The organism is Pseudomonas sp. yb_2 (assembly GCF_043103905.1).
GTDB classification, from domain to species: domain Bacteria; phylum Pseudomonadota; class Gammaproteobacteria; order Pseudomonadales; family Pseudomonadaceae; genus Aquipseudomonas; species Aquipseudomonas alloputida.
Genome location: NZ_JBICKH010000080.1, coordinates 63703 through 88413, shown reverse-complemented (window position 1 = coordinate 88413; position 24711 = coordinate 63703). Strand labels below are relative to the sequence as shown.

General features: G+C 62.8%; 22 protein-coding genes, 1 tRNA gene and 2 pseudogenes. 12 read left to right on the top strand and 13 right to left on the bottom strand.

Going from position 1 to position 24711, the window contains the following annotated elements; all coding sequences use genetic code 11:
- A pseudogene (locus tag ACF8FB_RS22685) lies at window positions 1-285 on the top strand (transcriptional regulator); the annotation flags it as partial.
- Here the strand turns inward: ACF8FB_RS22685 and ACF8FB_RS22680 are convergent.
- Window positions 264-743 carry a TIGR02444 family protein gene (locus ACF8FB_RS22680; RefSeq protein WP_010951579.1) on the bottom strand — a complete coding sequence of 160 codons (480 nt, stop codon included), beginning with the start codon at window positions 741-743 and terminating at the stop codon, window positions 264-266. The pseudogene ACF8FB_RS22685 and the gene ACF8FB_RS22680 sit on opposite strands and share 22 nt — an antisense overlap.
- Before the next feature lie 50 nt (window positions 744-793).
- Between ACF8FB_RS22680 and ACF8FB_RS22675 the strand changes: the two genes are divergently transcribed.
- The 3 genes from ACF8FB_RS22675 (at window position 794) to ACF8FB_RS22665 (ending at window position 4023) form a co-directional block, all read left to right on the top strand.
- On the top strand, window positions 794-2704 hold the full coding sequence (locus ACF8FB_RS22675) for an ATP-binding cassette domain-containing protein (RefSeq protein ID WP_010951580.1): 1911 nt from the start codon (window positions 794-796) through the stop codon (window positions 2702-2704).
- Window positions 2704-3291 carry a mechanosensitive ion channel family protein gene (locus tag ACF8FB_RS22670; RefSeq protein WP_010951581.1) on the top strand — a complete coding sequence of 196 codons (588 nt, stop codon included), beginning with the start codon at window positions 2704-2706 and terminating at the stop codon, window positions 3289-3291. The genes ACF8FB_RS22675 and ACF8FB_RS22670 overlap by 1 nt, the downstream gene beginning before the upstream one ends.
- Window positions 3292-3390: 99 nt before the next feature.
- Complete coding sequence (locus ACF8FB_RS22665; RefSeq protein WP_010951582.1) at window positions 3391-4023, top strand: LysE family transporter; 633 nt, start codon at window positions 3391-3393, stop codon at window positions 4021-4023.
- A 48-nt stretch (window positions 4024-4071) separates the two neighbouring features.
- Here the strand turns inward: ACF8FB_RS22665 and ACF8FB_RS22660 are convergent, their stop codons facing one another.
- Both ACF8FB_RS22660 and ACF8FB_RS22655 read right to left on the bottom strand, forming a co-directional pair.
- The gene (locus ACF8FB_RS22660; RefSeq protein WP_049588043.1) at window positions 4072-4824 is read right to left on the bottom strand and encodes a slipin family protein; all 753 of its coding nucleotides are present in this window, start codon (window positions 4822-4824) and stop codon (window positions 4072-4074) included.
- A gap of 2 nt (window positions 4825-4826) precedes the next feature.
- Window positions 4827-6173 (bottom strand): nodulation protein NfeD, encoded by a 1347-nt coding sequence (locus ACF8FB_RS22655; protein WP_392509634.1) that lies wholly within the window; start codon window positions 6171-6173, stop codon window positions 4827-4829.
- A 98-nt stretch (window positions 6174-6271) separates the two neighbouring features.
- Between ACF8FB_RS22655 and ACF8FB_RS22650 the strand changes: the two genes are divergently transcribed.
- The 3 genes from ACF8FB_RS22650 to ACF8FB_RS22640 all read left to right on the top strand — a co-directional run bounded on the left by ACF8FB_RS22650 (window position 6272) and on the right by ACF8FB_RS22640 (window position 7742).
- Window positions 6272-6730 carry an aminoacyl-tRNA deacylase gene (locus tag ACF8FB_RS22650; protein ID WP_049588045.1) on the top strand — a complete coding sequence of 153 codons (459 nt, stop codon included), beginning with the start codon at window positions 6272-6274 and terminating at the stop codon, window positions 6728-6730.
- Window positions 6731-6791: 61 nt separating this feature from the next.
- Entirely contained in the window at window positions 6792-7034 is a 243-nt protein-coding gene (locus ACF8FB_RS22645; protein WP_020190423.1) for a DUF2789 domain-containing protein, read from the top strand.
- Between the two features lie 69 nt (window positions 7035-7103).
- Window positions 7104-7742 (top strand): hypothetical protein, encoded by a 639-nt coding sequence (locus tag ACF8FB_RS22640; RefSeq protein ID WP_003255871.1) that lies wholly within the window; start codon window positions 7104-7106, stop codon window positions 7740-7742.
- 6 nt (window positions 7743-7748) lie between these two features.
- On the opposite strand, the gene ACF8FB_RS22635 is transcribed toward ACF8FB_RS22640, so the two are convergent.
- The 3 genes from ACF8FB_RS22635 to ACF8FB_RS22625 all read right to left on the bottom strand — a co-directional run bounded on the left by ACF8FB_RS22635 (window position 7749) and on the right by ACF8FB_RS22625 (window position 10326).
- Window positions 7749-8186: a CBS domain-containing protein gene (locus ACF8FB_RS22635; RefSeq protein WP_010951586.1), complete on the bottom strand. Its 438-nt coding sequence runs from the start codon at window positions 8184-8186 to the stop codon at window positions 7749-7751.
- A 170-nt stretch (window positions 8187-8356) separates the two neighbouring features.
- Window positions 8357-10087 (bottom strand): dipeptidase, encoded by a 1731-nt coding sequence (locus ACF8FB_RS22630; protein WP_392509633.1) that lies wholly within the window; start codon window positions 10085-10087, stop codon window positions 8357-8359.
- Between the two features lie 162 nt (window positions 10088-10249).
- Window positions 10250-10326, bottom strand: a tRNA-Arg gene (locus ACF8FB_RS22625).
- A 156-nt stretch (window positions 10327-10482) separates the two neighbouring features.
- Here ACF8FB_RS22625 and ACF8FB_RS22620 point away from each other — a divergent pair.
- The 4 genes and pseudogenes from ACF8FB_RS22620 to ACF8FB_RS22605 form a co-directional block, all read left to right on the top strand.
- Window positions 10483-10569, top strand: a pseudogene (locus tag ACF8FB_RS22620) (aryl-sulfate sulfotransferase); the annotation flags it as partial.
- Between the two features lie 222 nt (window positions 10570-10791).
- Window positions 10792-12234 (top strand): NADP-dependent succinate-semialdehyde dehydrogenase, encoded by a 1443-nt coding sequence (gabD, locus tag ACF8FB_RS22615; protein ID WP_010951596.1) that lies wholly within the window; start codon window positions 10792-10794, stop codon window positions 12232-12234.
- Window positions 12235-12416: 182 nt separating this feature from the next.
- Complete coding sequence (gene gabT / locus ACF8FB_RS22610; RefSeq protein ID WP_003255866.1) at window positions 12417-13694, top strand: 4-aminobutyrate--2-oxoglutarate transaminase; 1278 nt, start codon at window positions 12417-12419, stop codon at window positions 13692-13694.
- A 138-nt stretch (window positions 13695-13832) separates the two neighbouring features.
- Complete coding sequence (locus ACF8FB_RS22605; protein ID WP_392512058.1) at window positions 13833-15092, top strand: HDOD domain-containing protein; 1260 nt, start codon at window positions 13833-13835, stop codon at window positions 15090-15092.
- Window positions 15093-15182: 90 nt separating this feature from the next.
- On the opposite strand, the gene ACF8FB_RS22600 is transcribed toward ACF8FB_RS22605, so the two are convergent.
- Together ACF8FB_RS22600 and desA are read right to left on the bottom strand one after the other, a co-directional pair.
- On the bottom strand, window positions 15183-16211 hold the full coding sequence (locus ACF8FB_RS22600) for a GGDEF domain-containing protein (RefSeq protein WP_392509630.1): 1029 nt from the start codon (window positions 16209-16211) through the stop codon (window positions 15183-15185).
- A 99-nt stretch (window positions 16212-16310) separates the two neighbouring features.
- Window positions 16311-17495, bottom strand: a complete 1185-nt coding sequence (gene desA / locus ACF8FB_RS22595; RefSeq protein WP_392512056.1) for a delta-9 fatty acid desaturase DesA — start codon at window positions 17493-17495, stop codon at window positions 16311-16313.
- 146 nt (window positions 17496-17641) lie between these two features.
- On the opposite strand from desA, the gene dibA reads away from it, so the two are divergent.
- Window positions 17642-19537 (top strand): phosphodiesterase DibA, encoded by a 1896-nt coding sequence (gene dibA, locus ACF8FB_RS22590; RefSeq protein ID WP_392512054.1) that lies wholly within the window; start codon window positions 17642-17644, stop codon window positions 19535-19537.
- A gap of 27 nt (window positions 19538-19564) precedes the next feature.
- On the opposite strand, the gene ACF8FB_RS22585 is transcribed toward dibA, so the two are convergent.
- From ACF8FB_RS22585 to ACF8FB_RS22565, 5 genes are read right to left on the bottom strand one after another with little or no spacing between them, the layout of a single operon-like run.
- Window positions 19565-20209, bottom strand: a complete 645-nt coding sequence (locus tag ACF8FB_RS22585) for a methionine ABC transporter permease (protein WP_010951601.1) — start codon at window positions 20207-20209, stop codon at window positions 19565-19567.
- A complete protein-coding gene (locus ACF8FB_RS22580) occupies window positions 20199-21308 on the bottom strand; it encodes a methionine ABC transporter ATP-binding protein (protein WP_392512053.1) in 1110 nt (369 codons plus the stop codon). Before ACF8FB_RS22580 ends, ACF8FB_RS22585 begins: the two co-directional genes overlap by 11 nt.
- 1 nt (window position 21309) lies before the next feature.
- A complete protein-coding gene (locus tag ACF8FB_RS22575) occupies window positions 21310-22110 on the bottom strand; it encodes a MetQ/NlpA family ABC transporter substrate-binding protein (RefSeq protein ID WP_392512051.1) in 801 nt (266 codons plus the stop codon).
- On the bottom strand, window positions 22103-23488 hold the full coding sequence (locus tag ACF8FB_RS22570) for an LLM class flavin-dependent oxidoreductase (RefSeq protein ID WP_392512049.1): 1386 nt from the start codon (window positions 23486-23488) through the stop codon (window positions 22103-22105). The genes ACF8FB_RS22575 and ACF8FB_RS22570 overlap by 8 nt, the downstream gene beginning before the upstream one ends.
- Window positions 23488-24669, bottom strand: coding sequence for an SfnB family sulfur acquisition oxidoreductase (locus ACF8FB_RS22565; RefSeq protein ID WP_392512048.1), 1182 nt, complete (start codon window positions 24667-24669; stop codon window positions 23488-23490). Before ACF8FB_RS22565 ends, ACF8FB_RS22570 begins: the two co-directional genes overlap by 1 nt.
- Between the last annotated feature and the right edge of the window lie 42 nt (window positions 24670-24711).

Here is a 24711-nt window from a genome sequence, read left to right as displayed (position 1 = left end):
GCTGCCAAGGCGACCGCTGCCGCTAAGCCTGCGGCCAAACCGGCTGCCAAGGCGGCTGCGGCAGCCAAACCTGCGGCCAAGCCAGCTGCCAAAGCCCCTGCTGCCAAGCCGGCCGCAAAACCAGCTGCCACCAAGGCACCAGCACGCACGGCCGCCAAACCCGCCGCCAAACCTGCTGAAGCCAAACCCGCTACACCGGCCGCCACAACCAACTCGGTGAGCCCGGCTGCTGCAGCACCGTCGGCACCTGTGAGCACGCCGTCTCAGGCACCTTCGGCGTCCTGAAGCGCAGCCGCTGCGACGCGCAACTGAACTAGCGCGTCATGATGCAGAGCCTGGTCCGGTGCCAGCCGGGCCAGCCAGTCGTCCGCGGGCTCATGGGAGCCCACGGGCCACTGTTGCGAACGTTCCTGCAAGCGCTCCAGCAAGGCTTTTTCTGCCTGTAATTCCAACCCCTTCACCTGTTCACGCAATGCGGCCAATTGTGCATCACCCGATGCTGGGGTTCGCCATTGCCGGCGCAGGCTGCGCAGCGGGGCGACCACGTCACGCTGCCAAGGCTCGGCAAGTTCTTGCAGTGCTTGCGCACGTTCGCCCAGTACAGCCACACCACGTGCTTGCAGCCAGGTCGCGCACAGCAGCAGGCAGACATCGCCACCCAGTGCCTGCAGTTCAAGGCAGGCGGCTTCCACGCCGGGCCTGGCATACAGGGCCAGGGCGTAATTCCACAGGTCGGTGTGCATGGTTCCACTCGCGCTATGGGCCGAGGAAGCTGGTAGACTCCGCGACCATCATGATCAGACTATCCAACCTCACTTTACAGCGTGGTCCGCAGCGCTTGCTAGAAGGCGCCGAGATGACCCTGCACGCCGGTCACAAGGCCGGCCTGATCGGCGCCAACGGCGCCGGAAAATCCAGCCTGTTCGCCTTGCTGCGCGGTGAGCTGTCGCCCGATGCCGGTGACTGCCAACTGCCCGGCGACTGGCGCATCGCCCACATGCGCCAAGAGGTCGACACCCTCGACCGCCTGGCTGTGGACTATGTGCTTGACGGCGACGTGCGCCTGCGCAAGGTCCAGGCCGAACTGGCCGCGGCCGAGCAGGCCCACGACGGCACCGCCCTGGCGCGCCTGCACAGTGAGCTGGAAAGCGCCGACGGCTATACCGCCGACGCCCGTGCGCGCAAGTTGCTGGCTGGGCTGGGCTTCACCAACGAACAGATGGACCGCCGTGTCGGCGATTTCTCTGGTGGCTGGCGGATGCGCCTGAACCTGGCCCAGGCACTGATGTGCCCGTCCGACCTGTTGCTGCTCGACGAGCCCACCAACCACCTCGACCTCGACGCGATCCTGTGGCTGGAAGACTGGCTCAAGGGCTACCCCGGCACGTTGTTGCTGATCTCCCACGACCGTGACTTCCTCGATGCCGTGGTCGACCATGTGCTGCACGTCGAGCAGCGCAAGCTCAACTTGTACAAAGGCGGCTACACCGCCTTTGAGCGCACCCGTGCCGAGCGCCTGGCGCAGCAGCAGCAGGCCTACGAGAAGCAGCAGGCGCAGCGCGCGCACATGGAGAAGTACATTGCCCGCTTCAAGGCGCAAGCCACCAAGGCCCGCCAGGCGCAAAGCCGGATCAAGGCCCTGGAGCGCATGGAAGAGCTGTCGGCAGCGCATGTCGATTCACCGTTCGACTTTGTCTTCCGTGAATCGCAGAAAATTTCCAGCCCGTTGCTGAGCCTTTCCGAAGGTCGCCTCGGTTATGGCGACAAGGCCATCCTCGACAAGGTCAAGCTGCAGCTGACCCCGGGTGCTCGTATTGGTCTGCTCGGGCCCAACGGCGCCGGCAAGTCGACCCTGATCAAGAACCTTGCAGGTGAGCTGGAGCCGTTGTCGGGCCGCCTGGTTCGTGGCGAGAACCTGGCGGTAGGCTACTTTGCCCAGCACCAGCTGGACTCGCTGGACGACAAGGCCAGCCCCCTGCTGCACTTGCAGCGCATCGCCCCTACCGAGCGTGAGCAGACGCTGCGCGACTTCCTTGGCGGCTTCGACTTCCATGGTGCCCGCTGCGACGAGCCGGTGGTTAACTTCTCCGGTGGCGAAAAGGCCCGCCTGGCACTCGCGCTGATTGCCTGGGAGCGGCCAAACCTGCTGCTGCTCGACGAACCGACCAACCACCTCGATCTGGAAATGCGTCTGGCGCTGACCATGGCCTTGCAGGAGTTTGCCGGTGCAGTGGTGGTGGTGTCCCACGACCGTCATTTGCTCAAGAGCACCACTGATGACTTCCTGCTGGTGGCCGACGGCAAGGTCGACACCTTCGACGGTGACCTGGAGGACTACAGCCGCTGGCTGGTCGAGTACCGCCAGCGCAGTGCGCCGGCCAGTACTGCACCGGCCAACCCGGACAAGACCGACAAGAAAGCCCAGCGCCAGGCTGCCGCAGCCTTGCGTCAGCAGTTGGCACCGCACAAGAAGGCTGCCGACAAGCTGGAAACCGAGCTCAACCAGGTGCACGCGCAATTGGCCGAGATCGAGACCGCGCTGGGTGATGGTGGCCTTTACGATGCGGCGCGCAAGGACGAGTTGCGCGACCTGCTGGCGCGGCAGACCAAGCTCAAGCAACGCGAAGGCGAGCTGGAAGAGGCCTGGATGGAAGCGCTGGAAACCCTTGAAAGCATGCAGGCCGAACTAGAGGCGTTGTCCTGATGGAGGAACTGCGTTCGCTGCTGCCAGGGCAATGGATGGACACCTTCTGGCTGGGTTTGCAGATCCTCTTGATCCTGGCAGCGGCGTTCATCCTGCAACGTATCGTCGCCCGCGGGCTGAGCCGCCTGGGCCAGCGTTACCCGTTACCGCCGGAGCTGCTGGTGCCCGTGCGCGGTGGCCTGCGCTGGCTGATCATGGGCAGCGCGCTGCTGTTCGTGCTGGAGCGCATGGGTGTTTCGGCAACCGTGTTGTGGACAGCACTTTCCGGCTTCGTAGCGGTAGCGGCGGTGGCCTTCTTCGCCATGTGGAGCGTGCTGTCCAACCTGTTGTGCGCAGTGTTGATCTTCACGGTCGGGCCGTTTCGCATCGGCGATGTGGTCGAGCTGGTCGACACCCTCGACAAGCCTGGCGTGAAAGGCCGGGTGATCGCTATCAACCTGCTGTTCACCACCCTGCTGGAAGTGCCCGAAGCGGGCGGGGCGCTGGTGCAGGTGCCCAATAGTCAGTTCTTCCAGAAGTCCGTGCGGCGCTGGCGCGGGGCCGAGGTACAGGCCCTGCACAAAGAAACAGCTGCCGAAGCGGACTGAGCCTGCACTGGCCACACAAATCCATCAGAAATCACTGGTTATTTTTTCGCCAAGACCTTAGCTTAACGTTTTGCAACAAATGTTCGAGCGAGGTGTGTGATGTCGATGGAAGTATGGTTAGGCTTTTTTGCCGCCTGCTGGGTGATCAGCCTTTCACCCGGTGCCGGGGCAATTGCCTCGATGTCCAGCGGCCTGCAATACGGCTTCTGGCGTGGTTACTGGAACGCCCTGGGCCTGCAGCTGGGCCTGATCATGCAGATCGCCATCATCGCCGCCGGCGTCGGTGCCGTCCTGGCTGCCTCGGCCACGGCGTTCCAGGTCATCAAGTGGTTTGGCGTCGGCTACCTTGTGTACCTGGCCTACAAGCAGTGGCGTGCCCTGCCGATGGACATGAGCGATGAATCAGGCGTGCGCCCGATCGGCAAGCCGCTGAGCCTGGTGTTCCGTGGTTTCCTGGTCAACATCAGCAACCCCAAGGCGCTGGTGTTCATGCTGGCGGTGCTGCCGCAGTTCCTCAATCCCCATGCGCCGCTGCTGCCGCAATATGTGGCGATCACCGTGACCATGGTCACGGTCGACCTGCTGGTGATGGCGGGATACACCGGGTTGGCTTCGCATGTGTTGCGCATGCTGCGCACGCCCAAACAGCAGAAGCGTTTGAACCGCACCTTTGCCGGGTTGTTCATTGGTGCAGCCACCTTCCTCGCGACCTTGCGCCGCGCGCCGGTCTGACAGACCGCATACAGGCCATTCGCGGGCAAACCCGCGATTGGCCCATCACTATTTCTCCTTGTCCACCAACCCCTTCAGCAGATCTATCGGCAGCGGGAAGACGATGGTCGAGCTCTTGTCCCCGGCAATCGTCCCCAGTGTCTGCATATAGCGCAACTGCATCGCCCCCGGTTCCTTGCTCAGCATTTGCGCGGCTTGCATCAGTTTCTCCGACGCCTGCAGTTCACCCTCGGCATGAATCACCTTGGCCCGACGTTCGCGCTCGGCCTCGGCCTGGCGGGCGATGGCGCGTACCATCGACTCGTTCAGGTCAACGTGCTTGATCTCGACGTTGGCCACCTTGATGCCCCAGGCATCCGTCTGCGCATCCAGTACCTGGCGGATGTCCAGGTTCAGTTGCTCGCGTTCTGCCAGCAGCTCATCCAGTTCGTGCTTGCCCAGCACCGCACGCAGGGTCGTCTGGGCCAGCTGGCTGGTCGCCACCAGAAAATCCTCGACCTGAATGATCGCTTTCTGCGGGTCGAGCACGCGAAAGTACAACACTGCGTTGACCTTGACCGAAACGTTGTCGCGGGTGATCACATCCTGCGGCGGTACATCCAGTACCACCGTACGCAGGTCGACCCGTACCATTTGCTGGATCACCGGGATCAACAGGATCAGCCCTGGCCCTTTGACCTGCCAGAAGCGCCCCAGCTGGAACACCACGCCCCGCTCGTATTCGCGCAGGATGCGAAACGCCGACAGCACCAGCATGGCCAGCACGATCAGCACAGCGCCGAAACCGACTTGCATGAACATGGTCATTCTCCTTGCGTCGCTGGGGCGGCGGCGCTCACTTCCAGCATCACGCCATGGCGCGCGGTCACCCGTACGTTCTGGCCAGTTTGCAGCGGCGTTGCGCACCGCGCTTGCCATGGCTCGCCCTGAGCCAGCACGACACCACAGAAGGGGTCGCTTGCCATCACCTGGGTGACGGTGACCAGGCTGCCGACCAGGCCGGCGTCGCCACTGACCAGCGCCCGTTGCCGGGCCTTGAGAGCCATGCCCAGCACGCCACCGATCAGGAGTGCCGAGAGCAGCGCCAAGGTGCCGATCAAGGCCAGGGGGATGCCGAAACCGGGGGCGTCGGTGTCGATCAGAATCAACGCGCCGACCACAAAGGCAACGATGCCGCCGAAGCCGACCACGCCGAAACTGGGCAAGAAGGCTTCGGCGATCATGAAGGTGATGCCAAGCAGGATCAGCGCCACCCCGGCAAAACTCACCGGCAACAGCTGCAGCGCATACAGCGCCAGCAGCAGGCAGATACCACCGACCACACCGCCCACCGCAGAACCTGGGTTCATGAATTCGAACAACAGGCCGTAAACGCCGATCATGATCAGGATCAGCGCTACGCTGGGGTTGGTGATGACCGCCAGAAACCGTGTGCGCCAGTCCGGCAGATGCTCGACCATGCTGGCGCCTGCGGTCTGCAACTGCCGTGGTTGGCCGGCCACCTGAAGCGTTTTGCCGTCGAGCTTGCGCAGCAGGTCAGGCAGGTCATCGGCCACCTGATCGATCACGTTCAGGCGCAAGGCCTCGCTGGCTGACAGGCTGACCGCCTCGCGCACTGCCTTCTCCGCCCAGTCGGCGTTGCGGCCGCGCATCTGCGCCAGGCCACGGATGTAGGCGGCGGCGTCGTTGACCTGTTTGCGTGCGAGGGTTTCATCGTCGCCGCTTTTGGCTTTGTCGTCACTGGGCGTGCCAGGCGCACCGCCGATCCGCACCGGCGTGGCAGCTCCCAGATTGGTTCCGGGCGCCATCGCCGCGACATGGCTGGCGTAGAGAATATAGGTGCCGGCGCTGGCGGCGCGGGCTCCGCTGGGGGCAACGTAGCTGGCGACCGGTACAGGGCTGGCGAGAATTGCCTTGATCATCTGGCGCATGGCGCTGTCCAGCCCGCCCGGGGTATCCATGCGGATAACCACCAGTTGCGCGCCTTGCGCCTGGGCCTGGCTGAGGCTGCGCACCAGGTAGTCGGCGCTGGCCGGGCCGATGGCGTCGTCGATGTTCAGCACCCACACCGCGCCGGGCGCTGCCTGGCCACCTGGCGTGATGCCAAGCAACAACAGCAGCAATAGCCAGCGCCAGCAGCGGGCGATCACCTGTCGTCACCTCATTTGCGCGTATTTCACAAGTTTAGCCCCGACCACCCGTACCCGGCCTAAAATTGAAAATTGGGGGGCGAAACCGGAGGTGCATCATGCGTATGGCAAAGACCCTGCAGGCCAGCCTGGACAAGGCCAACTGCGACTACGACATCATTCCCCACCCACATTCGGCCACCAGCCTGGAGTCGGCCCGTATGGCCGGCGTGCCCGCCGAACGGGTCGCCAAGGCGGTGATGGTCGATGACCGTCACGGCAACTACATCATGGCCGTGCTACCGGCCAACCGGCATCTGGACATGGACAAGGTGCGCATGTCCGGGGCCTGGCATCTGACCCGTGAAAGCGGTCTGCCGAGCCTGTTCAATGACTGCGAACGCGGTGCTGTGCCGGCCCTTGGCGATGCTTACCAGATAAAAATGCTGCTCGACCCGAGTCTTACCCGCCAAGGCGATGTCTACCTGGAGGCGGGTGACCACGATCACCTGATTCACATGAGCATGGAGCAGTACATGAAACTGGTGCCGCACGCCGAAGTGCGCGAGCTGTGCTGATGTTTTCAAACCAATGCCAGGCGGGCGTCGTGGACGGCTTGCCTGGCGCTCAGGAGGAACCATGGAAGCGCCGATCCATCCCTTTGCCGAACTGTTCAAGCAGCTGGGCTTACCCGACGATCCCACGAGTATCGATCAGTTCATCACCAGCCATTCCCCGCTGAAGAACGAAATCAAGCTGGTGGATGCGCCGTTCTGGAACGACTCTCAGCGGGCATTTCTCAAGGACAGCATCATTGAAGATTCCGATTGGGCCGTGCCCTTCGATCAACTCAACGAAGCGTTGCGCCGCCCCCGAAAATAAAGCGCCGAGCGGCACCTGACGAGTGATCGGCCGTTGCTATGCTCAGGAAAACAATAAGGGGATAGCGCGATGAAAGATCCCTACGCACCAGGTTTCTGGTGTTCCGTGACGATCCTGGGCACCCTGACGGCCAGTTACTTCTATGGCATCAGACAGACGCAACAGATGAACCAGGCCGTGCATTTCCTGTACGCCGCTGCCGCAGTCACTGTAGCGGTTGCACTGGTGGCGCTGACATGGATCGCCTGGCAGCAGCTGCGCCTGAACAAGCGCGAAGTGGTGCAGGGGCGAACGTTGCTGACCATCTGGAATACCAAGGTTGCGCTACGCCGCGTCGAGACGGTTTTCGACCGTTATTTCTGGGGCAGCTATTGGCATTCGGGGCGCACCTTCGAAGAGGTCATGGGCGAGCTCAGGGGCACTCCGCTGGAGCAGAGCCTGGATGCGCTGAAGCGCCAGTGCCGGGTGCTCGACCGCGAAATCCATGACCGCCATCACCACTGGCTGGCCAACGCTCGCGACCTGTCCAGCGTGGCCCAGGCGATGGCCCGCGAACGCTACCAGCTGGACCTCGGCGAGCCCACGCACAGCGGCCACGGCAATACGGCAGTGCTCAACCGTGACCTGGAAGTGCTGGTGTACACCTGGTCGGCGCGCTTGCGTAGCTTCGACCATCAGCTGGACGAGCTGGAGCGCGCCTACCATTGAGGCGCTTCATTCGCCGCGGATGTACTGCTCCATTTGCTTGATCAGGCTGGCCTGTTCGTCAATGGTTTCCTTGACCAGGTCGCCGATCGACAGCAGGCCGAGCAATCTGCCGTTGTCGACCACCGGCAGGTGACGCAGGTGCCGGTCGGTCATCAGGTTCATGCAGAAATCGAGCTTTTGCTTGGGCTCCACGGTGACCACCGGTGCGCTCATGATTTCGCGTACCGGCGTGGCGGCAGAAGAGCGGCCCTTGAGGACCAGCTTGCGCGCATAGTCCCGTTCACTGACGATACCCACCACCTGGCCACCCTCGACCACGGGCAGCGCACCGATGTTTTTCTCCGCCAGCAGCTTCAGGGCGTCGAGCACCGAGTCATCCGGGCCGATGGTGTACACGGTCTGGTGCTGGGACTTGGTCTTGAGGATTTGTTCGACGGTCTTCATACGGGCCTCTGCGGGTGAAAAAAGCACTGTCTCGGAGTAACTAAAGCATCCGGTACGGCGCTCTGCACGGCAATGCAGGAAACGGCATGGAGGCGATTGAAAAACGTCATGGCTGTTCGCTTGTAGCGGCCTTTTCGCGGCTAAAACCGCGAAGAGGCCGGTACTGCGCATCAAAGCTTCGGCATCTGCCCGATCCGCGCCACCATTTCGCTCACCACCTGCAAGTCCAGCATGAACTGCTCCACGGTCTTGAACTCGTTGTCGTTGTGCCCGGTGTACTTCACCTCCGGCATGGCCAGGCCAAATTGCACACCGTTGGGAAGATCGTGCACCGAAGTCGCGCCGGCCGAGGTACCGAACTCATGCTTCATACCCAGGTTCTCGGTGGCCACGGCGAGCAGGGCCTTGACCCATTCGCCTTCAGGGTTGCGGTACATCGGCTCGTCCAGGCTGAAGTCGAAGGCCACCGAGGTGTTGCTTTGCCGGGTCCATTTGCCCAGTTTGTCGGCCAGTTCGTCCTTGATCGTGGCGATCGGCTTCCCCTTGGGAATGCGCAGATTCACCGCCAGTTTCAAGCCTTTGTCATCCACCCCGACAAAAGTCAGCGAGGTGGTCAGCGGGCCCATGAACGGGTCCTTGAAGGCCACGCCGAGCTTGTTGCCCAGGTAGTCCAGGCCCCAGTTTTCGGCGGCGTAGCGGGCCGCGTCGGTAAAGTGATTGTGCTTGAGCGACACCTGCTGGCCGAGGCCATTGATGAAGTCGAGCATACGCGCCACCGGGTTGATACCGGATTCCGGCTCCGAAGAGTGTGCGGAAACACCGGTCACGGTGAGCAAGACTTGCTTGCCGTCGGCCTTGGCGTCGATGCTGAAGTCGCTTCCATGCTGCTTCACATATCTGGCACCGGCTTGCTGCAGGTGCTTGACCAGCTGTGCCGGGTTGTCAGAAATCAGGGTCGCAACCGAAGTTGTCGGGATCTGGTTGGTGGCCAGGCCACCGGTCAGGTTGACGATCTCGGCACCCTTGCCGCTGGCCGGGCGCTTGGTGAAGCTGGCCATGACCGTGCCGTAGCCTTTCTCGGCAATCACTACCGGGTAGCCGCCGTCGAGGGCCAGGTTGTAATCGGGCGTAGGGTTGCGCTCAAAGTAGTAGGGGATGGCATCACCGCTGGTTTCTTCGGTGGTGTCGATCAGCAGCTTGAACTGCCGGGCGAGCGGCAGGTTTTCGTCCTTGGCCACTTTCAGCGCGTACATCGCCACCACGATGCCGTTCTTGTCGTCCTCGGTGCCGCGGCCGTACATGCGGTCACCCACCAGGGTGACCTTGAACGGGTCCAGGCGCGTACCGTCGGCCAGCTTCCAGTTGTCCGGGTTGACCGGCACGACGTCAGCGTGGGCATGGATGCCGATCACTTCCTTCCCGCTGCCCAGCGAGATCTCGTACACCCGGTTGTCGATGTTGCGGAAGGCCAGGCCGAAGCGGTCGGCCAAGGCCTTGATCTTGTCGGCGATCTTGAGGAATTCAGGGTTTTCGTACTGCGGCGTACCCTCGACATTGAAGGTGGGGATGGCTACCAGTTCACGCAGGGTTTCGGTTGCGGCTTTGCCATACTTGATGCGGGTATACAGGCCGAGCAGGCGGTTGATCTCGTCTTGTTGCCCGGCGGCCAATGGCTTGTCGGCCAGGTAGGCGTCGACGGTTGCCTCAAGGTTGTCGGCCTTGCCCTGGTCGCTGTCTTTGAGCTTGCGGAGGAATTGCCTGAAGTCGCTTGGGTCGCTGCCGTCGAAGGCTTTGACGATAGCTGCGGACTGCTGCTGGGAGAGGTTGGCCTGGGCAGGCTGGGTGAACAGGCCGATGCTGGCCAGCAACAGGGTGGTGGCGGTGAGTTTTTTCAACTGCATGGTTGTGCGCATTCCTTCGCCAATCATTGTTATGGGTTACCCGTTCGGGAAACGGGAAGACGCCCACGCTAACACCAATGACCCGTGGTACGGGAGTACCAGAAAGGTGACATGTCGCACAAACGAAAAAGCCCCGGGCTCTGGCCCAGGGCTTTATTGATATGGCGCACTCGGCGGGATTCGAACCCACGACCCCTGCCTTCGGAGGGCAGTACTCTATCCAGCTGAGCTACGAGTGCAACGCGCACGCATGATACCCATCTGTGTCGTTGACGTCCATCGCCTTGATCTGTAGCTGTTTTTACCGTGTTGGCTGTGCAGATCCCTGTGGGGCGGATACACGACAATACAGATCGGAAATGAACAACGGTGGGTCGGGGGGACCGGCGTAGGCCAATGCCATCGATTACGACGCTGATGACGACAGCATCATCGTTTCAGCGCGGCATCAGGGCGTGGTGAAAATTGGCCGTGACAAGCAGTGAAACGATTTTTGGTTTCGCCCCACGTCCGGCCGCAGCATCGTCTACCCTTCAGCGGCCATTCTGCGGGCGATTTCAGATGGGCTGTGCAACCATTCGTTCTTTTTTTCGAACAGCCTATTGTCCAACACCCCAGCAGCCGCTTAGCATTCGTTTGAGATTTCAAACGCTCGATGCCCTGCCTTGGGCGCTTTTCAACAATCAACAATTCGGGAAGCCGACATGCAGCTCAAAGACGCTCAGTTGTTCCGCCAGCAAGCCTATATCAATGGTGAGTGGCTGGATGCGGACAACGGCCAGACCATCAAGGTGACCAACCCGGCCACCGGCGAAGTCATCGGTACCGTGCCGAAGATGGGTACCGCGGAAACCCGCCGCGCCATCGAAGCCGCCGACAAGGCCCTGCCGGCCTGGCGTGCCCTGACTGCGAAAGAGCGCTCGGCCAAGCTGCGTCGCTGGTTCGAACTGATGATCGAGAACCAGGACGACCTGGCTCGCCTGATGACCACCGAACAGGGCAAGCCGCTGGCCGAAGCCAAGGGCGAAATCGCCTACGCTGCCTCGTTCATCGAGTGGTTCGCCGAAGAAGCCAAGCGCATCTACGGTGACACCATCCCGGGCCACCAGCCAGACAAGCGCCTGATTGTCATCAAGCAGCCAATCGGCGTTACCGCGGCCATCACTCCGTGGAACTTCCCGGCCGCCATGATCACCCGTAAAGCCGGCCCGGCCCTGGCCGCTGGCTGCACCATGGTCCTCAAGCCGGCTTCGCAAACCCCATACTCCGCTCTGGCGCTGGTCGAGCTGGCCCACCGTGCCGGCATCCCGGCTGGCGTGCTGAGTGTGGTTACCGGCAGCGCCGGCGAAGTTGGCGGCGAACTGACCGGCAACTCCCTGGTACGCAAGCTGTCCTTCACCGGCTCGACCGAAATCGGTCGCCAGCTGATGGAAGAATGCGCCAAGGACATCAAGAAGGTTTCCCTGGAGCTGGGTGGCAACGCCCCGTTCATCGTGTTCGACGACGCCGACCTGGACAAGGCGGTCGAGGGCGCGATCATCTCCAAGTACCGTAACAACGGCCAGACCTGCGTCTGCGCCAACCGTATCTACGTGCAGGACGGCGTCTACGACGCGTTCGCCGAGAAGCTGGCCGCTGCAGTTGCCAAGCTGAAGATCGGTAACGGCCTGGAAGAAGGCACCACCACTGGCCCGCTGATCGACGGCAAGGCTGTCGCCAAGGTCCAGGAGCACATCGAGGACGCCGTCAGCAAAGGCGCCAAAGTGCTGTCCGGTGGCAAGCTGATCGAAGGCAACTTCTTCGAGCCGACCATCCTGGTTGACGTACCGAAGACCGCTGCTGTCGCCAAGGAAGAGACGTTCGGCCCACTGGCGCCGCTGTTCCGCTTCAAAGACGAAGCCGAAGTCATCGCCATGTCCAACGACACCGAGTTCGGCCTGGCCTCGTACTTCTACGCCCGTGACATGAGCCGTGTGTTCCGTGTCGCCGAAGCCCTGGAGTACGGCATGGTGGGTATCAACACCGGCCTGATCTCCAACGAAGTGGCGCCGTTCGGTGGTATCAAGGCTTCGGGCCTGGGCCGCGAAGGTTCCAAGTACGGTATCGAGGACTACCTCGAAATCAAATACCTGTGCATCAGCGTCTGATAGCACGGTAAAGGCTTTACCTCTGCCAGCGGGGCGCGAGAGCGACGTCTCGCTGGCCTTTTTTACATTGCAGTACCTGGTGGCCAGGGCGTTCACGGCAGTCGATCAACGAATACTGTTCGCGAGCACTCCCAGCCGCCCCCGAATAAAAGCGCCATTCCTGTCGGCGCAATGAGGGCATTATGAGCAAAACCAACGAATCCTTGATGCAACGTCGTGTAGCTGCCGTCCCACGTGGCGTCGGCCAGATCCACCCGATCTTCGTCGACACCGCGAAGAACTCGACCGTGATCGACGTTGAAGGCCGCGAACTGATCGACTTCGCCGGCGGCATCGCAGTACTGAACACCGGCCACCTGCACCCGAAAGTGGTTGCAGCCGTGCAAGAGCAGCTGACCAAGGTCAGCCACACCTGCTTCCAGGTGCTGGCTTACGAGCCCTACGTAGAGCTGTGCGAAAAGATCAACAAGCTGGTCCCAGGCGACTTCGACAAGAAGACCCTGCTGGTCACCACCGGCTCCGAAGCCGTTGAAAACGCCGTCAAGATCGCCCGTGCTGCCACTGGCCGCGCTGGCGTCATCGCCTTCACCGGCGGTTATCACGGCCGTACCATGATGACCCTGGGCCTGACCGGCAAGGTCGTGCCGTACTCCGCTGGCATGGGCCTGATGCCAGGCGGCATCTTCCGCGCCCTGTTCCCGAGCGAACTGCACGGTATCAGCGTTGACGACGCCATCGCCTCGGTCGAGCGCATCTTCAAGAACGACGCCGAGCCGCGCGACATCGCCGCAATCATCCTCGAGCCAGTACAAGGCGAAGGCGGCTTCCTGCCAGCGCCGAAAGAGCTGATGAAGCGCCTGCGCGCCCTGTGCGACCAGCACGGCATCCTGCTGATCGCCGACGAAGTACAAACTGGCGCTGGCCGTACCGGCACCTTCTTCGCCATGGAACAGATGGGCGTTGCGCCTGACCTGACCACCTTCGCCAAATCCATCGCTGGCGGCTTCCCGCTGGCCGGTGTGTGCGGCAAGGCCGAATACATGGACGCCATCGCGCCTGGCGGCCTGGGCGGTACCTACGCCGGTTCGCCGATCGCTTGCGCCGCGGCCCTGGCCGTGATCGAAGTGTTCGAAGAAGAAAAACTGCTGGACCGCAGCAAGGCTGTGGGTGAGCGCCTGACCGCCGGCCTGCGCGAAATCCAGAAGAAGTACCCGATCATCGGCGACGTCCGTGGTCTGGGCTCGATGATTGCCGTCGAAGTCTTCGAGAAGGGCACTCACACCCCGAACGCTGCTGCTGTTGGCCAGGTTGTCGCCAAGGCTCGTGAAAAGGGTCTGATCCTGCTGTCTTGCGGCACCTACGGCAACGTCCTGCGTATCCTGGTTCCGCTGACCGCCGAAGACGCGCTGCTGGACAAAGGCCTGGCCATCATCGAAGAGTGCTTCGCTGAAATCGCCTGATGTGACGCGCTTCAGAAAAAACCCGCCTAGGCGGGTTTTTTTTATGCCCAGATAAGCCGTGTGGCGCTATGGTTATCGGAGGACTGGCTTTGGAAGCTGCGACGGACTGTGTGTCAGGTTATTCAGGAGTAGTTGGCGATGAGCGCTGCAGCCCCCACCCCACCAAGCGTACTGATTGTCGAAGGCGATCCTTGGGTACGGGACATGCTCAGCGAGATGCTGCTCAGCGTGCGCTGTGACGCCCGCCTGCAGGTATGCGCGGACGGCTCGCAGGCGCTCAGTGCCTTGTCCAGCAAGCCTGACCTGATCATCGCCGCCCGTGAGCTGGCCGGTGTCGACGGCCTCGACCTGCTGCGCAAGGTGCGCGCCAAAGGGCCAGGGGTGCCGTTCATTCTCATGAGTAACCGCAATGACAGCGCCAGTGTGCGCGAAGCGCTGCCCCTGCACCCCACGGCGTACCTGAGCAAGCCGCTGAACCTGGATAACCTGCGCAAGCGCCTGCAAGAGTTGCTGCTGGCCGTTGGCGAGGAGATCGCCTGCCCGGTACCGGCGTTGCAGGCGGGGGCCACCCTGTCAGCCTACCTTGAGCAGCGTCGCGCTACCGCCGATGGTGGGCCGCTGCTGGCCGATGTGCAGGTTGCGATCAATCGAGCGCTGAACCCCCAGGGCCTGAACCTCAGGGTGCTCGAAGAGGAAGTGCGTAACGATCCGCAAGTTACGGCGGTGCTGATCGCTGCCGCCAATAGTGCGGCATTGCACCGTGAAGCCCCGGTGCAGACGTTGCTGCAGGCCCTGAACAAGCTTGGCAGTACCCAAAGCATGAACCTGATCCTGGGCATGACCCTCAAGCGCAGCGCACGCCTCAGTGACCCACTGTTGGCAGAGCACGCAGCCCGTTACTGGGACCTGTCACTGCACACTGCCGAATATGGCCGCACCTTGGCACGCATGCTCGAACTGGACGAGGGACGATGTTATTGCGCAGGCTTGCTGCATTGCCTGGGCGACCTGGCGGTGTTGCGCTGCCTGCAAGAGTGGCGTTTGGCCGGGGGGGATCTGGACGAGCGCAATGTGCAGCAATCGCTGGAAGAGTTTGGTGCGGCGTTCGGCTCGGCGCTGCGTACTCGCTGGCGTTTGCCGTTGGCACTGCGCGAGTTGATCGCTGCGATCTACCAGTTGGGCGGTGGCGTTTACTCGCGGGAGATCCTGGCCATGAACCTGGCTGGGCAGTTGTCGCGGTTGCCGGCCGGGCAGGGGCTGGAGAAGGTGGCCAGCGGCAAGACGGCGCGGCTGCTCAAGCTTGGCCTGCCGGAGCTGAGGCGGTTGCGCAAGGTGGAGAATCCGGAAGTAAAGCCGCAGGAAGAACCGCCGGTGGCTGGGGCCGAGGTTTCCAACTGAGATTCGGGGGCCGTATTGCGGCCCTTCGCGGGCTTGCCCGCTCCCACAGGCCCTCGAATACCGGCCAAAGCCAGTGCCCGTGCCGCCTGATCAGCCGCGGACTATCTGGTTCTTGCCCTGCCGCTTGGCCTGGTACATTGCCGCATCGGCCCGCGCATACAGGCTGTCCAGCGCCACATCCTCATCGGTCAGCCCGGTCAACCCCTGGCTCACCGTCACCCCGTACGTCTGCTGGCCATGGCTGAAGCTCAAGTGCTGTATCTGCCGTTGCAAGCGCTCGGCAATCTGCTCCGCGATTTGGGCGGTACAGCCGGGAAACACCGCCGCGAATTCTTCGCCGCCAATGCGTCCGAACAGGTCGCCCCGGCGTAGCACGGCCTTGCCGCTGTCGGCGATGTGTTGCAGCACCTGGTCGCCTTCCTGGTGGCCATAGCTGTCATTGATGCGTTTGAAGTCGTCGATATCCAGCAGCAGGAAAGCCAGCGGTGTACCGTCCTCGCGTGCACTGTCGAAGGCTTGCTGAGCACATTCGAAAAAGTGCCTGCGGTTACTGCTCTGGGTCAGCACGTCGGTGGTGGCCAGGCGCTGCAGTTCGCCTTCAAGCTGCTTCTTCTCGGTGATGTCTTCGGCGATACCGACAATGATTACCCGGTCGCCATCGTGCTGCTGGTTGATGTAGCACTTGTCGCTCAGCCAGCGCAGTTGCCCGTCGGCATTGAGGATGCGGTACTCGCGGTCTTCCACCGCGCCCTTGAGCAGTACCTGGGCCAGGCTACGTTCGGCGAACTCGAGGTCGTCGGGGTAGATGCTGTCACGCCATTCGTTGTAGTCAGCCAGCACCAGGCTGACCGGGCGGCCGAAGATGCGCTCGTAGGCTGGGCTCACGTACAGCACCTGACGGGTTTCCCAGTCGAAGGCCCAAAGCACTGCGTTGACGCTGTCGAGCAACGAGCTGAACAGCTGATCACGCTCACTCAGGCGGGCAACCTCACCTTGGGCGTGGAGCAACGCCAGTAAAGTCTGGGCAGCTTCGGGAGGAGGGGTGCCGGGGAAAATCGTTGGAATGTTCTTGGCCATGTGCACGGAGCAGGTCTCAACGTGAAAGCGTGCGGCCAACATCCGGCCCGCCACGCAGGCGATATTCCGGATTCGAGTGGAGAGGCGGGGACGAAGTTCCGAACGGCACGCCCCATTGCGGGGCGTGCCGATCAACGGCGGTCAGGCGCCGGTCGGGCGCAGCGAGTAAGTCTTGAGTTGTGCTGCGAAGTCGCGCAGTGCCTGGATGCCGCTGGTTTCGGCTTCGTGTACCCAGTCTTTCATGGCTGCCAGCATGTCGTGGCCGTTGGCACTGGTGCGCGCCCAGATCTGCTGCAGGGCCAGGCGCTTTTCGTAGATGGTTTTCAGTGCCTGGCTGTGTGCGAGCATGGACTCGATGCGCACGTGATGGCGGTCTTCCAGCAGGCTGGTTTCGCGCGAGAGCAGCCGTTTGGCACGGCGGAAGCGGTGACGCACCGAGGCGTCGACACGGGCCAGTTCCTGTTTCACCAGCGGGCCGATCACCAGCTTGCGGTACTGGGCCATGATCTGGAAGCGGTTGTTGAGGATGGCCATGGCGGTGTCCATGTCCAGGCTGGCCTTGCCGGCCACCCGGTGGGCGATGGGCGCCACGCGCTGCACCTTGGCCAGACGCAGCAGGCAGAACAAGCGGATCCACGCCCAGCCCATGTCGAACTCCCAGCGTTTGACCGAGAGCTTGGCCGAGTTGGGGTAGGTGTGGTGGTTGTTGTGCAGTTCTTCACCGCCGATGATGATGCCCCAGGGCACCAGGTTGGTGGCGGCGTCGCGGCATTCGAAGTTGCGATAGCCCAGGGCATGGCCCAGGCCGTTGACCACCCCAGCGGCCCAGAACGGAATCCACATCATCTGCACCGCCCATATGGTGATGCCTATGGTGCCAAACAGCAGCAGGTCGATTACCGCCATCAGTGCGATACCGCCCAGTTTGTAACGCGAGTACAGGTTGCGCTCGATCCAGTCATCCGGGCAATTCTTGCCATAGATGCGCAGGGTTTCGGGGTTGCGCGCCTCTTCACGGTACAGCTCGGCACCTTTGCGCAGCACTGTGCCCAGGCCCTTGTACACCGGGCTGTGCGGGTCGTCGGGGGTTTCGCACTTGGCGTGGTGCTTGCGGTGGACGGCGGTCCACTCGCGGGTGTTCTGCGCCGTGGTCAGCCACAGCCAGAAGCGGAAGAAGTGCTTGAGCGCGCCGTTGAGCTCCAAGGCCCGGTGCGCGGAGTAGCGATGCAGGTAGACCGTGACGCTGACAATGGTCACGTGGGTCATCAACAGAGTGATGCCGACCAGTTGCCAGGCCGACAGGTCGAGCAGGCCGTTATACCACATAGGTGCAAATACCCTCGAAATGCAGGGGGAAGGGCTGATTATCCCTTGGCGGGGAAATAAAACCAGTCAACCGTTGAGATAGGAGGTCACGACATGTTTCAGCCTTTATAATGCCCACTCCTTTTTGATGGCCTTTCCCACCCGACATGTCTGTTTCCGTTCGCGACGCCTTGCGCATGGCTGCGCTGTATGTGGTGCTCTCGATCCTCTGGCTTGCGCTGGCGGAGGTGATGCTGCACAGCATGACTGACGATCCCTTGGCACTGACCGTGGGGCGGCAGATCAACGTGGTGGTCTGGGTGCTGCTCAGTGCCTTGCTGATCTATGTGTCGCGCGTGCGCCTGCTCAATTTCATCGGCCATGGCGCGCGTTTGCGTTGTGAAGACCGTGAACGGCTGCGCATGGCTGCCGCAGTGTTCGACAGTACCCTCGAAGGTGTGCTGGTGACCGACCGCCAAGGCCTGATCGTGCACGTCAATCGTGCCTTCATGCGCATCACCGGCTACCAGCAGGATGAGGTTATCGGCCAGCGCCCGAGCAAGTTCAAGTCGGGCCACCATGGCCTGGCCTTCTACCAGGAGGTTTTCGCCACCCTGGCCGAGAAGGGCGAGTGGAGCGGTGAAATCTGGAATCGGCGCAAAAGCGGCGAGATCTACCCGCAGTGGCAGACCATTTGCGCCATTCGTGATGACGAGGGTGAGCTCAGCCATTACGTGGCGGTGTTCAGTGACATCAGCGCCATCAAGCATTCGGAGCAGGAGCTTGCCTACCTGGCCCACCACGACCCGCTGACTGGCCTGCCCAACCGCCTGCTGTTTACCGACCGGGTGGAGCAGGCATTGGCGGCGGCGCAGGCCAACAAGCGCGGTTGCGCCTTGTTGCTGCTGGACCTGGATCACTTCCAGAGCATAAACGACGGCCTGGGCCATACCATTGGCGACCAATTGCTGAAGCTGGTGGGCGAGCGTCTGGGGGAGGTGTTGGGTAACGGTGTGACCTTGGCGCGCCTGGGCGGCGACGAATTCGGCGTGTTGGTCGAGAACTGCCAGCAGGTCGGCCAGGCGGGCAAGCTGGCGCAGTGCATCATCGAGCGTATGCGTGAGCCGTTTCAGTTCAACGGCAATCGTCTGTTCATCAGCGCCAGCGTCGGAATCAGCCTTTACCCCAGCGATGCCTTGGGTGCCGAGCAGTTGCTGCGCAATGCCGACTCGGCGTTGTACAAGGCCAAAAGCAACGGGCGGGCCTGCTATGCGCTGTACACCGAAGAGCTGACCGCCCACGCCCAGCATCGGGTCGAGACCGCCGCTGAATTGCGTCGGGCCCTGGAGCAGGATGAACTGCGGGTGTACTTCCAGCCGGTACACGACCTGGCATCAGGCCGACAGGTCGGGGTCGAGACGCTGGTGCGCTGGCAGCACCCCAGGCGCGGCCTGGTACCGCCGGGCGAGTTCATCCCGATTGCCGAACGCACCGGCCTGATTGCCGAGATCGATACCTGGGTGCTGCAACAGGCCTGTCGGCAAATGGTGCAGTGGCAGGCTCAAGGCCGGCAGCTGGCATTTGTGGGGGTGAACATCTCCAGTCGCCTGTTTGGCCAGCATGAGCTGTATCGGCAGGTAGCCGAAGTGCTGCACGACACCGGCCTCGCCCCGGCCTTGCTGGAGCTGGAAGTGACCGAAAGCGCGGTGATGGAAGACCCTGAGGTGGCGCTGGAGCAACTGCACCGCTTGCGCGAACTGGGGGTGACCCTGGCCATCGACGACTTTGGCACCGGGTATTCGTCACTGCTGCGGCTCAAGCGTTTGCCGGTGCAGAAGCTGAAAATCGACCAAGGGTTTGTGGCTGGGTTGCCAGTGGATGAAGACGACATCGCCATTGTGCGGGTGATCATCGCCTTGGCCCGTAGCATGGGGATGCAGGTGCATGCCGAGGGCATCGAGCAGGCGGAACAGGCCAGCTTCCTGCTGCAGGAGGAGTGCCAGTTGGGTCAAGGGTACTGGTTCGGGCGGCCAGTACCGGCTGAGGCTCTTCGCTGGGATTGAGAGCGGGCTGCAAAGCAGCCCAGGATTTCAGCGCTTGTTCAAGCCCTTCGCCAGGCGGTCCCCGCCCAGCTGGATCAACGCCACTAACGCTACCAGCATGGCGATCACGGTCAGCATGATCTGGCTGTCGAAACGCTGGTAGCCATACCGATAGGCGATATCCCCCAGCCCGCCGGCACCAATCGCCCCGGCCATCGCCGACGAGTTGATCAAGGTCACCAAGGTAATGGTGAAGCCCCCGACGATCCCCGGCAGCGCCTCGGGCAACAGTACATGCCAGACGATGTGCCAGCGCCGGCAGCCCATGGCCTGTGCGGCTTCCACCAGACCATGGTCGACCTCACGCAGGCTGACCTCGGCAATCCGCGCAAAGAACGGTGTGGCGGCAATGGTCAGTGGCACCACGGCCGCCCACACACCATAAGTGGTACCCACCACCAGGCGGGTGAATGGAATCAGCGCCACCATCAGGATCAGAAAGGGAATCGAGCGGAACAGGTTGACGAAGGCGCCCAGCACCCGGTTCAGCAGCCGCGCCTCGAAGATCCCGCCCTTGTCGCTGGTCACCAGCAGCACCGCCATGGGTACACCCACCAGCAGGGCGATCAGTGACGAAACCCCAACCATCAGCAGCGTATCAAGCAAGCCTTCCAGCAGGCGATCAATCCACATGGCCCAATACCTCCACGTCCTCGGCCCAACGGCGGGCACGTTCCAGCAATTGATGGGTGTCGTGCGGCGAGTGTTGCACCGAGAGGATGAGTTGCCCCAAGGCATGTTCGCCGATGGTTTCCACGCCGCCCTGCAGCAGACGCACACGCCCGCCCAGGTCGTTGAACAGGGCAGACAGCTCTGGCTCGCCAAGCACCGTCAGTTTCAGCACTACGGCGCTATTGCCGCTCGCCGGGCGGGCCTGGAGGCTGGCTTGCAGTGCGGCGGGTAGCTTGGCCTGCAAAGGGGCGAGCAGGGTGCGGGTAACCTCGTGACGAGGTGAACCAAACACCCGCCAGACCTCGCCCTGCTCGACCACTGCGCCGCGTTCCAGCACCACTACCCGGTGACAGATGTCGCGAATCACTGCCATTTCGTGGGTGATCAGCACGATGGTCAGGCCCAGGCGCTGGTTGATATCGCGCAGCAGTTCCAGAATCGAGGCGGTGGTTTCCGGGTCCAGCGCCGAGGTGGCCTCGTCGCACAGCAGGATCTCGGGGCTGTGCACCAGTGCCCGGGCAATGCCTACGCGCTGTTTCTGCCCGCCGGACAGTTGCGCCGGGTACACGTGATGTTTTTCCTGCAGGCCGACCAGTTCCAGCAATTCGCGCACTCTGCGCTGGCGCTCGGCCCTGGGCACGCCGGCGACCTTCAAAGGCAACTCCACGTTCTGCCACACGGTCTTGGCCGACATCAGGTTGAAGTGCTGGAAGATCATGCCGATGCGCCGGCGCAGGGCCACAAGGTGGTCCTCATTGAAAGGCGCGATATCCACCTGGTCGATCAATACGCGGCCCTGGCTGGGTTGCTCCAGGCGGTTGATGGTGCGCAGCAGTGATGACTTACCGGCGCCGCTGCGGCCGATGATGCCGAAGATCTCGCCATGGCGGATGTTCAGGTCGATGCCTTGCAACGCCGGTTGCGCCTGGCCCGGGTAGGTCTTGCCCAGGCCGATGAAGCGCACGTGGGCTTCATTGACCTCGGGGCGCAGGGCCTGTTCCCTGGCCATTGGCGGCAGTGCTTGGGGTGTAGGCGCCCTGAGCGCGCTGGCCTGGCTCATTTCAGCCTTCCCAGCCGGCTTGGTAGAGCTTGCCATGAGCTTTGTTCAACGCAGCGCGCACCGCTGGCGAATGCTGGTAGATGTCGACGAACTTGGCCAGGCGTGGATCGTCCTTGCTTCGCGGGCGAATGACGAACTGGATCACGTACTCCTTGTTTTCCAGCCCGTCGAACAGCAACGCCGAGGTGGCATCGAAGGTGTTGGCCAGGCGGATGTAGGCCGGGTAACCCTGCACCAGGTCGGCGTCGTCGTAGGCGCGTACCAGTTGCACCGCCTCGACCTGAAGGATCTTCAGCTTTTTAGGGTTGGCGAGGATGTCAGCCTCGGTGGCCTTGTAGCCCACGCCGGGCTTCAGGGTGATCAACCCGGCCTTGGCCAGCAGCAGCAGGCCACGGCCGCTGTTGATCGGGTCGTTGGCGATGGCCACGCTGGCGCCTTCAGGCAGCTCGGCAAAGCTTTTGTACTTTTTCGAGTACAGGCCAACGTTGTTGATGATGCCCGGGGCGTAAGGCACAAGGTTGAAGCCTGCAGCAGCCTTGGCGTTTTCCAGGAACGGGATGTGCTGGAAGTAGTTCACGTCGATGTCGCCGCTGTTGAGGCTGACATTGGGCGCAATCCAGTCGCTGAACTCGATCAGCTTCACTTCCAGGCCTTGCTTGTGGGCTTCTTCCACCGCGGCTTCCAGCGGAATGGCAAAGGCCGAGGTGGTACCGATCTTCAACGGCTCGGCAGCAAGGGCACCGGCGCACAGGCCGAGGGTGATGGCAATGGCCGCGACGGGCCGGAACAGTTTCTCAAGCATGGTGCAGGGCTCCAGTCGGGGCAGGGGTAAAGCGGTAAGCCGAGCCAGGATGGTCGGCGGGTAAGTGCGGGTGGTCGGCCTGGAACAGTTTTTCGCGCAGGGTGCCTTCGGTGTAGGCCGTCTTGTAACGGCCACGCTGCTGAAGTTGCGGGATGACCAGCTCGATGAAGTCCTCGAAGCTCTCCGGAGTGACGGTGCGGGTCAGGTTGAAACCGTCCAGGCCGGTTTCATCGATCCACGCGATCAACTGCTCGGCCACCTGTTCAGGCCCGCCGACCAGGGTTACGTAGCGGCCGCCCAGGGCGTGCTGTTGCAACAGGCGCCGGCGAGTCCAGGCGTTGTCTTGCAACTGGCGCGTGGCTGACTGGATGGCGTTGCCCTGGCTGAAGGCAATGGGTTCGTCCAATTCATAGGCGGCGAAGTCGATGCCAGTGGACGCGGCGAAGTGCGCGACGCCCGCTTCGGCGCTGGCGTGGCGCAGGTACTCGGCATGTTTGGCCTGGGCCAGTTGCTCGGTGGCCGCAACGATCACCGTGATGCCCATGAACACCTTGACCGCCTGCGGGTCGCGGCCGGCGGCCTGGGCGGCCGCGCGAACCTTGTCGACCTGGGCGCGGGTGGCTGCCTTGTCCTGGCCACTGATGAACACGCATTCGGCATGGTTGCCGGCGAAGGCCAAGCCACGCGGCGAGCTGCCGGCCTGGAACAGTACCGGGGTGCGCTGCGGTGAGGGCTCGCACAGGTGGTAGCCTTCGACCTTGTAGAACTCGCCCTGGTGCTGAACCTTGCGCACCTTGTCGGGCGTGGCATAGACGCGATGCTCGCGGTCGGCGACCACTGCGTCATCGGCCCAGCTGCCTTCCAGCAGCTTGTACAACACCTGCAGGTATTCATCGGCCTGGTCGTAGCGGCGATCATGCTCCGGTTGCTGCGCCAGGCCCATGGCCCGGGCAGCGCTGTCGAGGTAGCCGGTGACAATGTTCCAGCCCACCCGGCCATTGCTCAGGTGGTCGAGTGTGGAAAGGCGCCGGGCGAACAGGTACGGCGCCTCGTAGGTGAGGTTGGCGGTAAGGCCGAAACCCAGGTGACGGGTGACCGCAGCCATGGCGGACACCAGCAGCAGCGGGTCGTTGACTGGCAGCTGGATCGACTCCTTGAGGGTGACGTCCAGTGACTGGCCGTAGATGTCGTAGGTGCCGACGATGTCGGCAATGAAAAGCCCGTCGAACAGACCGCGCTCCAGCAGGCGTGCCAGGTTGGTCCAGTAGTCCAGGGTCTTGTACTGGGTTGAAGTGTCCCGTGGGTGGGTCCACAGACCGTGGTTGATGTGCCCGATGCAGTTCATGTTGAAGGCATTGAGCAGAATCTGCTTGGCCATCAGATGGTCCCCCGGCGTGGCGGGTTGGCATCGTTGAGGTAGTAGTTGCCGATGGCGTGGTACTTCCAGCGCACCGGATCATGCAGGGTGTGCACGCGAGCGTTGCGCCAGTGGCGGTCGAGGTTGTGTTCGACCAATGTTGCCTGGCTGCCGCCCAGTTCGAACAGGGTGGTACCGGCGGTGAGGGAAATTTCGGTGCTGATGGCGCGTGCTTCGGCCACGGCAATGGAGGCGGCGGCCACGTTGTCGGCAGTGCTGTCGTCGCGGGCGCGGTCGAGGTATTCGCCTGCGCGCTCCAGCAGGGCTTCGGCCGCGTGCAAGCGGATCGCCAGATGGCCGAAACTTTTCAGCGTCAGCGGGTCATCCGTGGCCTTGTCCAGGCCGGAGTCGACCCACGGACGGCTGCGGGTGCGCACGAAGTGCAGGGCGTCTTCATAGGCGGCGCGGGCAATGCCGGTGTCGATGGCGGCATGGAGGATCTGCGCCAGCGGGCCAACCGGGGTGGGGCGCTCGAAGGCGCTCTGGAACGGCACCACGTCCGCTGCGCTGACGTACACGTTATCGAACACCACCGAACCGCTGCCGGTGGTGCGCTGGCCGAAGCCGCTCCAGTCGTCGATCACCTGCAGCCCCTGGCTGTCGGCCGGGACGAACGCCAACTGTTGTATGCCTTGTTCATCCACGACCGAGGTTGGAATGCGCTGGGCATAGATGGCGCCTGTGGAATAGAACTTGCGCCCGTTGATGCGGAAACCGTCGCCGTCACTGCTCAGGCGGGTGGTGCGCTCGTGGGCGGTCTTGGTGCCCAGCTCGGCCAGGGCATTGCCGAAACGGCGGCCGGCCAGCACCTCGGCGTACAGGCGCTGTTGCTGTTCGGGGCTGCCGTTTACCCGCAGCACTTCCAGACTGTAGAAATGATTCTGCGGAATCTGCCCGAGCGAACCGTCGGCCTGCGCGATACGGGCGATGACCTTGGCCAGGGTGACGTTGGACACGCCGGCACCGCCGAAGGTTTTGGGCACGCTGATGGCCCACAGGCCGGAGCGGGTGAACAGCTCGAGTTCGGCGAGCGGCAGGCGGCGCTCGCGGTCGCGCAGGGCGCTGTCGCGGCGCAGTTGCTGGGCGATGTCTTCGGCGACGGCCAGGGCTTGGGCGTCGCTGGTGATGATAGCGATTGTCATGGAGTTCTCCGGGGGCCGCTTTGTGGCCCTTCGCGGGCAAGC

Excerpts from the sequence above, each read along its gene's own strand:
- ACF8FB_RS22635 (WP_010951586.1), bottom strand. The coding sequence starts at position 8,186 with ATGAAGACCGTCGAACAAATCCTCAAGACCAAGTCCCAGCACCAGACC.
- ACF8FB_RS22600 (WP_392509630.1), bottom strand. The coding sequence starts at position 16,211 with ATGTTGGCCGCACGCTTTCACGTTGAGACCTGCTCCGTGCACATGGCC.
- ACF8FB_RS22675 (WP_010951580.1), top strand. The coding sequence starts at position 794 with ATGATCAGACTATCCAACCTCACTTTACAGCGTGGTCCGCAGCGCTTG.
- gabD (WP_010951596.1), top strand. The coding sequence starts at position 10,792 with ATGCAGCTCAAAGACGCTCAGTTGTTCCGCCAGCAAGCCTATATCAAT.
- ACF8FB_RS22575 (WP_392512051.1), bottom strand. The coding sequence starts at position 22,110 with ATGCTTGAGAAACTGTTCCGGCCCGTCGCGGCCATTGCCATCACCCTC.
- ACF8FB_RS22670 (WP_010951581.1), top strand. The coding sequence starts at position 2,704 with ATGGAGGAACTGCGTTCGCTGCTGCCAGGGCAATGGATGGACACCTTC.
- gabT (WP_003255866.1), top strand. The coding sequence starts at position 12,417 with ATGAGCAAAACCAACGAATCCTTGATGCAACGTCGTGTAGCTGCCGTC.
- ACF8FB_RS22585 (WP_010951601.1), bottom strand. The coding sequence starts at position 20,209 with ATGTGGATTGATCGCCTGCTGGAAGGCTTGCTTGATACGCTGCTGATG.
- ACF8FB_RS22570 (WP_392512049.1), bottom strand. The coding sequence starts at position 23,488 with ATGGCCAAGCAGATTCTGCTCAATGCCTTCAACATGAACTGCATCGGG.
- ACF8FB_RS22665 (WP_010951582.1), top strand. The coding sequence starts at position 3,391 with ATGTCGATGGAAGTATGGTTAGGCTTTTTTGCCGCCTGCTGGGTGATC.
- ACF8FB_RS22650 (WP_049588045.1), top strand. The coding sequence starts at position 6,272 with ATGCGTATGGCAAAGACCCTGCAGGCCAGCCTGGACAAGGCCAACTGC.
- ACF8FB_RS22660 (WP_049588043.1), bottom strand. The coding sequence starts at position 4,824 with ATGTTCATGCAAGTCGGTTTCGGCGCTGTGCTGATCGTGCTGGCCATG.
- ACF8FB_RS22580 (WP_392512053.1), bottom strand. The coding sequence starts at position 21,308 with ATGAGCCAGGCCAGCGCGCTCAGGGCGCCTACACCCCAAGCACTGCCG.
- desA (WP_392512056.1), bottom strand. The coding sequence starts at position 17,495 with ATGTGGTATAACGGCCTGCTCGACCTGTCGGCCTGGCAACTGGTCGGC.
- ACF8FB_RS22630 (WP_392509633.1), bottom strand. The coding sequence starts at position 10,087 with ATGCAGTTGAAAAAACTCACCGCCACCACCCTGTTGCTGGCCAGCATC.
- ACF8FB_RS22565 (WP_392512048.1), bottom strand. The coding sequence starts at position 24,669 with ATGACAATCGCTATCATCACCAGCGACGCCCAAGCCCTGGCCGTCGCC.
- ACF8FB_RS22680 (WP_010951579.1), bottom strand. The coding sequence starts at position 743 with ATGCACACCGACCTGTGGAATTACGCCCTGGCCCTGTATGCCAGGCCC.
- dibA (WP_392512054.1), top strand. The coding sequence starts at position 17,642 with ATGTCTGTTTCCGTTCGCGACGCCTTGCGCATGGCTGCGCTGTATGTG.
- ACF8FB_RS22640 (WP_003255871.1), top strand. The coding sequence starts at position 7,104 with ATGAAAGATCCCTACGCACCAGGTTTCTGGTGTTCCGTGACGATCCTG.
- ACF8FB_RS22645 (WP_020190423.1), top strand. The coding sequence starts at position 6,792 with ATGGAAGCGCCGATCCATCCCTTTGCCGAACTGTTCAAGCAGCTGGGC.
- ACF8FB_RS22605 (WP_392512058.1), top strand. The coding sequence starts at position 13,833 with ATGAGCGCTGCAGCCCCCACCCCACCAAGCGTACTGATTGTCGAAGGC.